This window comes from Aquirufa salirivi, from assembly GCF_045310485.1.
GTDB classification, from domain to species: domain Bacteria; phylum Bacteroidota; class Bacteroidia; order Cytophagales; family Spirosomataceae; genus Aquirufa; species Aquirufa salirivi.
In genome coordinates this window covers 1-16,398 of record NZ_JBEWZH010000012.1, presented here as the reverse complement: position 1 = coordinate 16,398, position 16,398 = coordinate 1, and the positions used below count along the sequence as shown (strand labels likewise).

The following is a 16,398-nucleotide window of genomic DNA, read 5'->3' as shown; positions in this document are numbered from 1 at the left end:
CAGCTGTTGTGGCTGTGACCGACGGAAGTATTTCAGCCGCAGGAGCAGATCGCTTGACTGTAGCAGTGAGTGCGGCAGCCTTCAATAAATTGGCGGTGAGCTTAGCGAGTCCACAGATAAACGGCACCGCCTTTACAGGCACGAATACCTTGACAGCTCAAGATGCTTATGGTAATACCGTAACAGGATTTGATGCTTCGGGCAATAACATTACCGTAACAACGAGCTTAACGGGAACGGTGAGTGGATTGGGAAGTGGAGTAAATAATGTGATTAACCAATTAGCTAACTTCTCGAGTGGAGTGGCGAACTTGACCAGCTTAGGCTTGAAATTCACTGGAACCATAGGATCAGGAACCTTTACATTTACTCCTGCATCGGGAACCGCAGCAACAAGCTCTAGCATTACGATGAATGCTGGTGCAGCGACAAAATTAGTAGTCACAGGAACAGGAACACAAACAGCAGGAGGATCACAGACGGTCACAGTAACAGCCAAAGATGCGAGTGGGAATACAGCCACGACCTATACCGGAGCTAAAAGCATTACTTTCTCAGGCGCATTAGCTTCACCTAGTCCGGCCACTACACCAACGGTAGCGGGAACCAACTTTGGAACAGCCACTAGCATGACATTCACGGCAGGTGTAGCTACAGGGTCCATGATCTTGTACAAAGCAGAAGCTGCTGCGGTGAATGCCACAGATGGAACGATCAATTCCAATACAGGAGGAACTTTGAATGTGACGGTGAGTTCATCAACGATGACGAAATTGGCGGTAAGCTTAACGAGTCCCCAGACAAACGGCACTGCCTTTACAGGAACGAATACCTTGACCGCACAAGATGCTTATGGTAATACAGTAACAGGATTTAGTGCAGCAGGAAATAACATAACAGTAAGTACCACATTAACAGGAGCTATTTCAGGCTTATCAGGAACAAACATATTAAGTAGTGCAGGCGACTTTAGCAGCGGAGTAGCGAACTTGACAGGCTTAGGTTTGATATTCACAGGAACTTCAGGAGCTGGAACATTCACCTTTACACCAGCTTCAGGAACAGCAGCAACAAGTTCCAGCATAACGATGAATGCTGGTGCTGCGACTAAATTAGTAATTACTGGAACAGGAACTCAAACCGCTGGGGGAGCACAAACAGTAACCATCACGGCAAAAGATGCGAGTGGAAATACAGCGACAGGGTATACAGGTTCTAAATCACTTACCTTCTCAGGAGCTAATAGTTCATTAAGTCCTGCCACGGCTCCAACCGTAGGTGGAACGAACTTTGGAAGTGCAAATAACATCACCTTTACAGCTGGAGTAGCCACAGCTTCTATGGTGCTGTATAAAGCGGAGTCGGCTACGGTATCTGTAACAGATGGTTCAATTTCTGCCAGTGGAGCCGATCGTTTATCCGTAGCAGTAAGTCCTTCTAGTATGACGAAATTGGCTGTTAGTCTAACAAGCCCTCAGATTAATGGAACAGCTTTCACAGGAACGAATACTTTGACAGCACAAGATGCTTATGGTAACACAGTAACAGGATTTAGTGCAGCTGGAAATAACATTACAGTAACAACATCATTAACTGGAGCTATTACAGGCTTATCAGGAACAAATATATTAAGTAGCGCAGGCGACTTTACGAGTGGGGTAGCCAACTTAACGAGTTTAGGTTTGAAATTCACAGGAACCACAGGTGCTGGAACATTTACCTTTACGCCCGCTTCGGGAACGGCTGCTACGAGTTCAAGTATCACGGTTAATCCAGGAGAAGCTACCAAATTAGTAGTAAGTGGTTCTGGTACTCAGACGGCAGGAGGTTCTCAAACATTGACAATCACAGCCCAAGATGCTTCTGGTAACGTAGCTACAACCTATACTGGAACTAAAAGTATTACCATTTCTGGAGCCAATAATTCTTCGAATCCAAGCACCAGTCCAACTTTCGCTGGAACTAATTTTGGTTCAGCTGCAAACTTAACCTTTACGGCTGGGGTTGCTTCTGGAAGCATGCTTTTATATAAGGCAGAATCAGCGACAATTTCTGCTACTGATGGAACCATTTCATCCTCAGGAGGAGATCGTTTATCAGTAACTGTTAGTGCAAGTAGCTTATCTAAATTCTCAGCCGATTTAACTAGTCCACAAGTCAACGGTTCAGGATTCACAGGTACAAATACCTTGACAGCTCAAGATACTTATGGAAATACAGTGAATTACAATGCGGGAACTAATGCGGTAACGGTAACAAATTCATTGGGAGGAGTGATTAGTGGTTTAGGTTCAGGTACCAATAATGTATTAAACCAAGCAGGAGATTTTGTGGGTGGCGTGGCTGATTTAACGGCATTAGGTATTAAATATACAGGAGTGACAGGTTCTGCAACGCTTACATTTACTTCTACTACAGGAGGATATACGGGCAATGTTGTTGTGGTAATTAACTCAGGTGCTGCTACTAAATTGGTTTTATCAGGTTCAGGTTCTCAAACAGCAGGTGCTTCCCAAACATTGACTATTACCGCTAAGGATGCTAGTGGAAATACAGCAACAACTTATTCAGGTAATAAATCTATTACATTCTCTGGGGCGAATAGTTCATCAAATCCTTCTACTGCTCCAACATTGGCTAGTACGGATTTTGGCTCAAGTACCACTTTAAACTTTAGTGCTGGGATAGCATCAGGATCCTTGGTTTTATATCAAGCTGAAGTAGCTACAATTGCTGCTACCGATGGAACAATTTTAGCTGCTGGTGGTGATCGTTTGTCTGTTACAGTGAGCCCATCTTCGATGACTAAATTGGCTGTAAGTTTAACAAGTCCTCAAATTAACGGTACCGCCTTTACTGGAACCAATACCTTGACGGCTCAAGATGCTTATGGAAATACCGTCACCAGTTTTAGTGCTGCCACGAATAATGTGACCGTTACAACATCCTTGACAGGAGCCATAACTGGATTATCAGGAACGAACGTATTGAATAATGGAGCAGACTTTACTAGTGGAGTCGCGAATTTAACAAGCTTAGGTTTGAAATTCACAGGTACTTCAGGAGCTGGAACCTTCACCTTTACGCCAGCATCAGGAACAGCAATAACTAGTTCCAGTGTGACAGTCAATCCTGGAGCTGCCACTCGATTGGTGGTAACAGGATCAGCCTCTCAGACAGCAGGAACGAGTAATTCAATTACGATTACCGCCAAAGATGCGAGTGGTAATACGGTAACCACTTATACCGGTTCTAAGAACTTAACTTTCTCAGGAGCAACTAGTTCTACTGCGCCAGTAACGACACCTAAGGTAACCAATACCGCAGCAGCGGATATCGCCTTTGGAACCACCACCGCCTTGACTTTTGCTTCGGGTACTGTGACGACCAACATGAAGTTATACAACGTAGAATCAGCTGTCGTGGCTGTGACCGACGGAAGTATTTCAGCCGCAGGAGCAGATCGCTTGACTGTAGCAGTGAGTGCGGCAGCCTTCAACAAATTAGCAGTAAGCTTAACAAGTCCACAGGTTAACGGCACAGCCTTTACAGGAACGAATACTTTAACGGCACAAGATGCGTATGGGAATACGGTAACGTCTTTTGCTGCCAATACGAATAACGTAACAGTAACGACAAGTTTGACAGGAGCGATCACTGGTTTAGGATCTGGAGTAAACAATGTATTGAATCAAGCGGGAGATTTTAGCAGTGGAGTAGCGAACTTGACCAGCTTAGGTTTGAAATTCACTGGAACCATAGGATCAGGAACCTTCACCTTTACACCAGCATCAGGAACTGCAGCAACAAGCTCTAGCATTACGATGAATGCTGGTGCAGCGACTAAATTAGTAGTCACAGGAACAGGAACACAAACAGCAGGTGGAAGTCAAACCCTTACGGTTACAGCAAAAGATGCAAATGGTAATACGGTTACAGGATATACAGGCGCTAAAAACATTACTTTCTCAGGAGCAACAAGCTCACCAAGTCCATCCACGGCTCCAACCGTAGCAGGTACCAATTTTGGAACAGCCACCAGCATGACCTTTACGGCGGGTGTGGCGACAGGATCTATGGTTTTGTACAAAGCAGAGGCAGCAACTATCTCCGCTACCGACGGAACTATTTTATCCAGTGGTGGAGATCGTTTGTCGGTCACTGTTTCACCAGCTACGCTAGATAAATTTGCCCTTGCTTTTACCTCACCACAAACAAATGGAATTGCCTTTACAGGGACTAATACGATTACGGCCCAAGATGCATATGGAAATACGGTAACAAGCTTCAATGCCGCAACAGATAATATTACAGCTACAGGTTCTTTAACAGGTGTTATTTCTGGATTATCTGGAGGTGATATCATGAATAGTGCAGGTGATTTCGTAAGTGGAGTAGCCAATGTAACGGGTCAATTTACCTTTACAGGTACCATTGGAACAGGGTCTGCCACATTCACCTCTGCTTCGGGTAAAACAGGTACAGCCAATGGAGATATTGTGGCTGGTGCAGCTACTAAATTAGTGGTTACGGGTAATGCCTCCCAAACAGCCGGTGGAACTCAAACGATTACGGTAACTGCCAAAGACATCAGTGGAAATACCGCATTAACTTATACAGGAGATAAGTCTTTGACATTCTCTGGAGCTTTAAGTTCTTCTAGCCCAGTAACTGCGCCTACAGTAACTGATAAAAATGCCAGTGCTGTGAATTTTGGTACAGCTACCGTGTTGACCTTCAGTAATGGTGTAGCTACAGCTAGCTTGAAATTGTACAAAGCAGAAGCGGCTGTCGTTTCAACCACCGATGGAAGTATTTCATCAACTGGAGGAGATCGATTATCAGTAGCAGTTTCTGAAGCTAGTTTCAGTAAATTGGCCGTTAGTTTGGCCAGTCCACAAATTAGTGGCACAGCCTTTACGGGTACAAATACTGTAACGGCACAAGATGTTTATGGTAATACCTTTACCTCGTTTGATGCCTCTCAAAATCAAGTTACCGTGACCACTAGTTTAAGTGGAACAGTTTCTGGTTTTTCTGGCGGAAATGTCATGCAAACTGCAGGACGTTTTGTGAGTGGTGTGGCTAATATCACGGGTGCTATGGTCTTTACTGGTACGGTAGGAACAGGTACATTTACATTTACACCAGCCACAGGTACAGCAGTAACGAGTAGTAATGTTATCATCAATTCAGGTACAGCCACTAAATTAGTAGTAACTGGTTCTAGTACGCAAACTGCTGGTGGATCACAGACCATTACCATCACGGCCAAAGATGCGAGTGGAAACACGGCCACTGGATATACGGGTGTACATAATATTACCTTCACGGGAGCAGCTAGTTCTCCTAGCCCTGTGACAGTTCCTACGGTAGCAGGTTCTAACTTTGGTACAGAAATTGGATTAAACTTTAGCAATGGTGTCGCAACAGCCAGCATGGTCTTGTATAAAGCAGAGGTAGCGAACATCACAGCAACAAACGGAATTATTCTAAGTGCTGGGGCTGATCGATTGACGGTAACAGTAAGTCCTGCAGCCTATGCTAAATTAACAACTAGCTTAGCTACACCACAAGTAAACGGAGTAGCCTTTACGGGATCTAATACACTAGAAGCAAAGGATACTTATGGAAATACTGTGACGACCTTTGACGCTAGCGCCAATAATGTGACCGTCACGACTACCTTGTCAGGTTCTATTTCTGGATTATCAGGAACGAATAAATTGTCAAGCGCAGGAGATTTTGTTTCAGGTATTGCTAATTTGACAAGTTTAGGATTAAAATATACAGGTACCTCTGGTACTGGAACATTTACTTTTACTCCTCAATCAGGAACGGCCGCTACTAGTGGTTCGGTTTCTATCAGTGCAGGAACGGCCACCAAATTAGTCATAACAGGAACTGGTTCTCAAACGGCAGGAGGGGCTCAAACCATTTCTATAACAGCCAAAGATGCACAAGGAAATACAGCAACGGCTTATACTGGTTCTCATTCCATTACTTTCTCAGGAGCGAATAGTTCAGGTAATCCAATAACTGCACCAACGATTGCTGGAACAGCGTTTGGAACAGGAACTAGTTTGACATTTACCAATGGTGTTGCAACAGCTTCCATGGTATTATACAAAGCAGAATCTGCCACGATTGCTGCCACAGATGGAACCATTGCTGCTGCAGGTGCGGATCGTTTGTCGGTAACCGTTTCTGAAACAAGTTTTAGCAAATTGGTAGTAAGCTTAGCAAGTCCACAAGTAAATGCAACTGCCTTTACAGGTACGAATACCTTAACCGCTCAAGATGCTTATGGTAACACCATAACTAGTTTTAATGCATCAGGTAATAATGTTACCGTGACTACCAGTTTATCAGGTAGTATCTCTGGATTATCTGGAACCAATATATTATCCAGTGGTTCAGATTTCAACAGTGGCGTAGCGAATTTAACTAGCCTAGGATTAACATTCTCGGGTAATGTTGGTGCAGGGACATTTACCTTCACTCCAGCTACAGGAACAGCAGTGACAAGTTCCAGTATCACGGTAAACCCAGGTGCTGCAACTAAGTTTATTGTAACAGGGACGGGAACCCAAACTGCGGGCGGAAGTCAAACCCTGACAATTACAGCCAAAGATGTCAACGGTAATACGGACACAGGATACACAGGAGATAAGTCCATCGTATTCTCAGGAGCGAATAGTTCAAGCAATCCAAGCACCGCTGCTACAGCGCGTGATAAGGATCTTGCTGATATTAACTTTGGAACAGCTACTGTTGTAACATTCAGCAGTGGAGTAGGAACAGCCTTGGTGAAACTATATCGAGCAGAAAGTGCGCAATTAGTAGCTACCCAAGGTGGAGTAACAAGCACCGGAGCAGATCGTTTATCCGTAACAGTGAGTGCAGCTACTTACAGCAAATTAGCTGTGAGCTTAGCGACACCACAAATCACGGGTACCGCCTTTACTGGCACGAATACCTTAACGGCTCAAGATGCCTATGGTAATACCGTAGCTAGCTTTGATGCCAGTGCGAATAATGTCACGGTGACAACGAGCTTAACAGGAGCAATCACCGGATTATCAGGAACAAATAAGTTGACTAGTGCGGGCGACTTCACAGCAGGTGTAGCGAACTTGACAAGCCAATTGATCTTCACAGGAACAGTAGGAACTGGAACCTTTACCTTCACGCCACAAAGTGGAACAGCGGTAACGAGTGGAAGTGTACAGATCAACTCTGGAGCCGCCGATCATTTGATGATTACGGGATCTGCGAGTCAGAATGCTGGGGAAGCCCAAACGATCACGATAAGAGCAGTAGATGCGAGTCATAATACAGCCACAGGATATGCAGGCACGAAGAGTTTAACTTTCTCTGGTGCGAATAGTTCAAGCAGTCCAGTGACGGTAGCGACAGCGAACGGAACGAACTTTGGAACAGCGACAAGCATTGTATTTACGAATGGAGTGGCAACGGCATCGGTGGTCTTGTACAAAGCAGAGAGTGCCTTGTTGACCGCGACAGATGGAACGATCAATGCGACAGGTAATTCACATGAATTATCGGTGACAGTATTGCCAGCCAGCTTCAGCAAGTTAGCAGTAAGCTTGGCGAGTCCACAAGTGAATGGCACGGCCTTCACAGGAACGAATACGCTAACGGCACTAGATGCTTATGGAAATACCGTAACGAACTTCAATGCATCCGGCAATAATATTACGGTAACGACTACTTTAACAGGAGCGATCACTGGATTGTCTGGAACAGCTATATTGAATAATGCAGCAGACTTCAGCAGTGGAGTTGCGAACTTGACTAGCCTAGGTTTAGTATTTACAGGAACAGTAGGAACTGGGACCTTTACCTTTACTCCAGCTACAGGTACTGCTATTACGAGTAGTAATGTTGTCATGAATGCAGGCGCTGCCACGAAATTCATTGTAACTGGAACAGGTACCTTAACAGCGGGAGCTAATCAAACCATCACCATTACAGCTAAGGATGCCAGTGGAAATACTGCCACAGCTTACACGGGAGATAAGTCGATTGTATTCTCCGGAGCTAATAGCTCAATAAACCCAAGCACGGCAGCTACGGCTCGTGATAAGGATCTTGCCGATATTAACTTTGGTACAGCCACCGTGGTAACCTTTAGCAATGGTGTTGGAACTGCTTTAGTGAAATTATACAAAGCAGAAACGGCACTTTTAGTGGCAACACAAGGGGCTGTTACAACCTCAGGTGCTGATCGTTTAAGTGTAGTCGTTTCAGCTGCCACATTAAATAAATTGGTAGCTAGTTTGGCAAGTCCACAAACCAATGGTTCGGCCTTCACAGGAACAAATACCTTAACGGCACAAGATGCCTATGGAAATACCGTAACTTCTTTTGCTGCCAATACCGATCCTGTAACAGTTACAAGTACCTTAACAGGAACCATCAGCGGATTAGGTTCAGGAGTAAATAATTTATTGAACCAAGCTGGTGACTTTAGCAGTGGAGTAGCTAACCTAACTAGTTTAGGTTTGAAATTCACAGGTACGGTAGGTACTGGTACTTTTAGTTTTGCCGCGGCTAGCGGTTCTACAGGTACAAGCGGGAATGTTACTATAAACACCGGATCTGCTACTCGATTAGTGATTACAGGAACCGGAACGATTACTGCAGGTTCTAGTCAGACAATCACCTTAACGGCCAAAGATGCCCAAGGAAATACAGTTACTTCTTACGCAGGAGTGAAGGCCTTGACTTTCTCTGGAGCTAATGTTTCTCATAATCCGCAAACAGCGCCTACTGTAGGAGGTATTGATTTTGGAACAAGTACCAATGTGACATTTACGAATGGAGTCGCTACAGTATCTATGATATTATATGAAGCGGCAGTGGCAAATATTGTGGCCAATGATGGTAGTATCGCTTCATCAGGAGCCGATCGTTTGACAGTTACTGTTGGCCATAGTACATTAAATAAATTTGAATTAGCCTTCACTACCCCACAAACCAGTGGAGTAGCATTTACAGGAGTAAATAATCTGATAGCAGAGGATGCCTATGGTAATGCGGTCTTAACATTTGATGCTTCGGCGAACAATGTAACGGCCACCACTAATTTAGGTGGAACCATTACAGGCTTGTCTGGTACCGATAAATTGACAAGTATTTCGGATTTTGTGAGTGGAGTAGCCGATTTGACTGGTAAATTAATTTATACAGGTACTTCAGGTTCTGGCACCATCACCTTTACCTCTACCACAGGAGGTGCCACAGGATCATTTAATGGAGTAGTTAATCCAGGTACAGCTACTAAATTTGTGATTACAGGAAGCGGTACTGAAACGGCTGGTAGTGCTCAAACCATTACGATTACGGCTAAAGATGCTAGTGGCAATACGGCTACAGCTTACACAGGAACTAAATCCGTGACATTTACAGGTGCAGCGAGTTCTTCTAATCCCGTAACAGTTCCAACTGTAGGAGGAACTAATTTTGGCACAGCCACCACTATTTCGTTTAGTAATGGTGTGGCTACTGCCAGCATGGTTTTATACAAGGCTGAAACAGTCAATGTGGTAGCTACGCAAAGTGCCATTACTACATCTGGAGCGGATCGTTTAGGTGTACTAGTGGCTGCATCACCATTCAGTAAATTTGTGGTAAGTCTAACAAGTCCACAAACCAATGGAGTGGCCTTTACTGGAACCAATACCTTGACGGCACAAGATGCTTATGGAAATACTTCTTTATATAATGCATCCACCAACCCAGTTACCGTTACTACTTCTTTAACAGGAACTATTACTGGTCTATCGGGAACGAATATTTTAAACAGTGCAGGTGATTTCACCGCTGGAGTAGCCAACTTAACTTCAAGTTTGATATTCTCGGGAACTGTTGGAACGGGCACATTTACATTTACTCCAACTACAGGTACTGGCGTAACAAGTTCCAATGTGACCATTGGATCAGGTGCTGCCACCAAATTTGTCATTACAGGATCAGGAACTCAAGTGGCTGGAGCCACTCAAACCATGACCATCACGGCGAAGGATGCGAATGGTAACACTGCTACTGGATATACCGGAAATCATGCCTTGACATTCTCTGGAGCAAGCTCTTCGGCTAGTCCAGTAACAGCACCTAATGCTACAGATAATACGAGTGCATCCATTGATTTTGGAACAGCAACCAGCATTGCATTTAGCAATGGGGTAGCTACTTCTGATTTGAAATTATATAAAGTTGAAACAGCTAACATAGCCGCAAGTGCAGTTGGGATCAACGCATCTACTGGTGGTGATCGTTTGACGGTAGTGGTTAGTCATGGCGTAGCTACTAAGTTTACGGTAAGTTTAACTAGTCCTCAAAATTCAGGAACAGCCTTCACGGGAACCAATACATTGACGGCTTATGATGCCTATGGCAACGTAGCTACGACCTTCAATGCTTCGACCAATGCCATTACGGTAACTTCTTCATTGACAGGTACCGTGTCTGGATTGAATGGATCGAACCTCATTAATAATGTAGCAGACTTTAGTGTTGGTGTGGCTAATTTAACTAGTAAATTGATATTTACTGGAACCGCTGGAACAGGAACATTTACCTTTACACCAGCCTCTGGAACACCAGTGACTAGTGGAAGTGTTACCATGAGCGCTGGTACAGTTACGCGTTTGGTCGTAACAGGTACAGGAAGTCAAACAGCAGGAGGAACTCAATCAATAAGCATTACCGCAAAGGATGCCAATGGTAATACGGTAACGACCTACACAGGTGATCACGATGTTACTTTTGCAGGAGCGAGTTCATCCGCTAATCCGGTGACTGTGCCAACCGTAACCGATAAAACAGCGGCTGCGGTGAATTTTGGAACAGCCACTACCATGACCTTTACGGCTGGAGTTGCCACAGGTAGTATGGCGCTTTATAAGGCAGAATCTACCTTCATTACGGCAAGTGCCACTTCCATTTCTGCTTCTACGGGTGGTGATCGTTTATCCATCACCGTTAACCCAAGTGTTGGAACTAAATTTACGGTAAGTTTAACAAGCCCTCAGACAAGTGGACAATCCTTTACGGGAACCAATACCTTAACAGCTTATGACTTCTGGGGCAACGTGGCCACTGGTTTTAATGCAGCCACGAACAACATTACCCTTACTTCTACTTTAACAGGTACCATTACGGGTTTAACAGGTACCAATAAATTAAATAATGTAAGCGATTTCACTAGTGGTGTTTCTTCTGTGGCAGGTTTAATCTTTACAGGAAATGCAGGAACAGGAACATTTACGTTTACTCCAGCATCTGGAACAGCGGTAACAAGTGCAAACGTCACCATCAGTGCTGGTACAGTGGCTAAATTGGTCATTACAGGCTCAGGGTCACAAACAGCCGGAGCAGCACAAACCATAACCCTGACAGCCAAAGATACTGAGGGTAATACGGTGACAGGATATTCGGGAGATAAATCCTTGACTTTCTCAGGAGCAACTAGTTCCACAAATCCTGTGACTGCACCTACGGTTACCAATAAAAACTCGACTGCCATTAATTTAGGTAGTAGTACTGTGGTGACTTTCACGAATGGGGTGGGTACCGCTTCAATGATCTTGTATAAAGCGGAATCTGCACTTGTTTCTGTGACCGATGGAACTGTGAGCTCATCAGCTAATGAAGATAAATTAAGTGTCACCGTTAGTGGAGCTACGGCTTCTAAATTGGTGGCAACCAGCTTATCACCAGCTTACCCAACGATGGGGTCTAACAATGCAACGTTGAATGCTTTGGTACAAGATCCATATGGTAACCAAGTCAATGTAAGCACCAACACAACCTTACAATTGGGCTTAACCATTGGTGGTGTAGATAAAACAGATAAATTGGTTCGTACCACAGCAGGTGGAGTATTATTAGGAAATCCGGTGACTGTTACCATCAATTCAGGAAGTAGTTCATTCTTGATTGATTATTTGAGATTCACGGAGTCGACGAGAAATACACCTTTGTATACCTACAATAACAATGCCATTGTAACGACCACGGCAATCTCTGGAATGAGTTTGACAGCTAGTTCCACAGGCTCGTTCACCATTACAGAAGGAGCGATTTATCAACCAACATCAAGTGGAAACTGGACATCTGTAGGTTGGGAAGTGTCCACTGACGGTGGAACGGTGTTTAGTGCCAGTGTTGCGCCTACTCAAACATCACAGGGAGAATACGATATTGTTAAAATTCCTTCAGGCATAACTACAACTTTAAATACCAATATTGAATTATACAGTTTAATTATCGATGGAGTATTTGACTTACCTTCTGGTAGTACATTAACGTTAAAACATGCTTCAGATCCAATAGCTGCAAATAATATTCACACACAAGGTACATTCAAAAACTCTGGAGGTACTTTTGTAAAAGAATCTGGAACAGAATTATTAGTCTTCCGCGGAGGTACTTATGAGCATGCTAGAAATGGAGGGGTGATTCCAGCATCTACTTGGACAAGCAATGCAGGAGCAGGAACCCATGCTTTATTAAAAGTAAACGGAATTACTAATACGGCATTAACCGGAGGTTTGGATCAGAACTTCATGAATGTGGAGTGGAATAATACTTCTCAAAGTGTGACCCAGACTTTGCATGGAAATATCAGTGTAGCTCAAAACTTTAATTTAGCAAGTGGTGATTTAGCTATTGGCGGCAATACCTTGACGCTTAATGGGTCTATGTCGACTATTACTGGAAATTTACTGGGTAGTTCAAGTTCTAATTTGGTCGTAAATACCACATCGGGAACACCCACATTCAGCTTTAAATCTGGCTCACGTCAATTAGGTAATTTAACGGTCAATGCAGCTTCAGGTATTGCCTTAGATTCGGATGTGTTAATCAATGGTACCTTGACATTCCAAAATGGGAAAGTGGTGACCAATGGTGGAAATATATTAACATTAACCAGTGGAGCAAGTATTTCAGGTGCTAGTAGTGCTAGATACGTTCATGGTAAATTGGCTAGAGGTATACCTCAAAACTCCAGTGCGGTGAGTTTCCCAATTGGTGATTCAGGAAACTATGCTCCATTGAGTTTATCTTTTGCTGGAAGATCAGGTAATTTAACCATTACTACTTCCACTACGGTGCCAGGTTCGGCTCCGGCAGTAGGATCAGGTATCAGTCAGTCCAAATACATCAACCGTTATTGGACGATCAATGATTTAGATAATACTTCAGGTACTTACAGTTCTTTGGATGCAACCTTGAATTATGTCGGAGGAGATGTACAAGGAAGCGCCAACACAGCTGCTCTCATTGTTAGAAAAAAATTAAGTGATGTTTGGTCAGTAGGAAATGCAGGAACCAGAACAGGAACTTCAGTACAAAGTACAGGATTTACTTCATTGGGCGATTTTTATGCAGGTGAAACAGCAGGAACGACTAAGTTTGTGATTAATGCACCAGCTAATATCGCCGCTGGTACAAGAGCGGCTTATACTGTTTCTCGTCGTGATGTTGCTAATTTATCAAATACCGTAGGAGCACAAACTGTGTATTTATACAGTACAGGTGGTACTTTCCATAGTACAGCAAACAACGGAAGCATTATTACCTCGGTGAACATTGCGGATGGAGATTCTATTGCCAATTTCTGGTTCAGAAATACCTTGGCTGGAAATTATACGGTGTCTGTTTCCGATGCGACTCCAAGCGCCGATGGAGCTACCGGTATTTTGGATGCATCAGATAACATCACTGTCAATCCAGCCAGTGTGGATGCAGCTATTTCTACTTTATTGCCTATTTCTGCTAGTATCACGGCGGATGGAGCAAGTACTCAACTACTGACAGTTCGGGCAAAAGATGAATTTGGGAATAACTTAACATCGGGTGGATCCACTGTGATCATGTCCAAATTATCAGGTACTGGTTCAATCAGCGCCGTAAGTGATGTAGGAAATGGAACTTATACAGCTACTGTCACGGCGGCTAGTGCCTCAGGGTCTGGCGTATTCGTAGCAACCATCGGTGGGGCAGAAGTAAAAAGTGGTTCAGGTGTTCAAACCGAAGCTACTGTAACTTATGTGCCAGGTGCCATTGATGCCGCTATTACTACGTTGACACCAACGAGTGCCAGCATTACAGCCGATGGAGTGACCACACAGACATTAACGGTTACGGCTAAGGATGCCAATGGAAATAACATTGGTGCAGGAGGAGCAAGCGTAACGATTACGAAACAATCAGGTTTAGGATCCATTAGTTCCGTGACTGATGCCGGTAATGGAAATTATACCGCTACAGTTACATCGCCAAGCACAGCTGGTTCAGGTGTATTTGTAGCAACGATCGGTGGAATAGCCGTGAAAAGTGGAGGCGGGTCTCAAACCCAGTCGACAATTACCTTTGCTGCGGGTGCTGCTACTAAATTGGTTGTAACTGGCACAGGTACATTAACTGCTGGAGGAACACAAACCATTACCGTAACTGCGAAAGATGCGAATGGCAATACTGCCACAACATATACTGGTTCTCATACCATCACTTTCTCTGGTGCAGCAAGTTCATTGAGTCCAAGCACAGCACCGACCGTAGCTGGAACTAATTTTGGTACAGGTACTAGCTTAACATTTACCAATGGAGTAGCTACGGCATCCATGAGATTATACAAAGCGGAATCTGCTACTGTTTCTGCTACCGATGGAACTATTTCATCCAGTGGAGGCGATCGTCTTTCGGTGACAGTTAGCCCTAGTACATTAAGCAAATTTGCGGTTGACTTAACGTCTCCTCAAATTAATGCTGTCGCATGGACAGGAGTGAATACCATTACTGCTCAAGATGCATATGGAAATACGGTAACAGATTTTGATGCTTCTCAAAATATCATTACCGTAACAGGTGTTCCCGATGTGGGCATTGTCATCTCAGGTTTGTCAGGAGGAAATGTATTGAATTCTGCCGCTGATTTTGTTAATGGTGTATCTAACTTGACCAACAAATTAACCTTAACAGGAAACTCGGGAACGGGAGCCTTGGTATTTACTTCAGCTTCTGGAGCTACAGGTACTGACTCCGGTGATATTTTGCCAGGAGATGCTACTAAGTTTGTGGTGACTGGAAATAGTACGCAAACAGCTGGTGGAGCTCAAACGATAACCATTACGGCCAAAGATGTTTCAGGAAATACGGCTACAGGTTATACAGGAAGTAAATCCATTACATTCTCAGGAGCAGCTAGTTCATCTAGTCCTGCTACAGCTCCTACAGTCGCTAGTACCAATTTTGGAACTGCGACCACGCTAAGCTTCACCTCGGGAGTGGCATCAGCCTCAATGTCTTTATTCAAAGCAGAATCAGCGGTTATTGTTGCAACGCAAGGAGCAATTACAACCACAGGAGCAGATCGATTATCTGTCACTGTGGGTGCAACTGCTTTCTCTAAATTAACTGTCAGTTTAACTAGCCCACAAGTTAGTGGGGTATCATTTACAGGTACCAATAACCTAACAGCCTTAGATGCTTATGGAAATACAGTAACCACTTTTAATGCCGCATTAAACCATATTACAGTAACGACCAGCTTATCTGGAACAATTTCTGGTTTTGTTGGAGGAGATGTGATTTTAGCTCCTGAACGATTTGTGAATGGTGTAGCTGATATTTCTGGATGGTTAAAATATACAGGAGCCGTAGGTTCTGGTACCTTTACTTTTACCCCTGCCACCGGTACCGCTGTGACTAGTTCATCCATCACGATTAATTCAGGAACTGCGACCAAATTAGTAGTAACAGGTACAGGAACTCAAACAGCAGGTGGGACTCAGACAATTACTTTAACAGCCAAAGATGCCAGTGGAAATACGGCAACGACATACACAGGTTCTCATAGCATCACCTTCTCAGGAGCGAATAGTTCTTCAAGTCCAAGTACAGCCCCAACAGTAGCGAGTACTGATTTTGGAACAGGAACCAGCTTAACATTTACGAATGGTGTAGCTACCGCAAGCATGAACTTGTACAAAGCAGAATCTGCCACGATTGCAGCTACTGACGGAACAATCGTGGCTGCTGGAGCGGATCGATTATCTGTTACAGTTTCTGCAACAAGCTTCAGCAAGTTAGCAGTAAGCTTAACAAGCCCACAAGTGAATGGCACTGCCTTCACAGGAACGAATACGTTAACGGCACTAGATGCTTATGGAAATACCGTAACGAACTTCAATGCATCCGGCAATAATATTACGGTAACGACTACTTTAACAGGAGCAATCACTGGATTGTCTGGAACAACTATATTGAATAATGCAGCAGACTTCAGCAGTGGAGTTGCGAACTTGACTAGTTTAGGTCTGAAATTCACAGGTAATGCTGGTGCAGGAACCTTTACCTTCACCC

General features: G+C 44.0%; 1 protein-coding gene. It reads left to right on the top strand.

The genetic code is table 11. From position 1 onward, the window contains the following. The coding region (locus tag U0R11_RS13445; RefSeq protein ID WP_406752327.1) for a beta strand repeat-containing protein at positions 1-16,398 on the top strand (16,398 nt) is incomplete at both ends.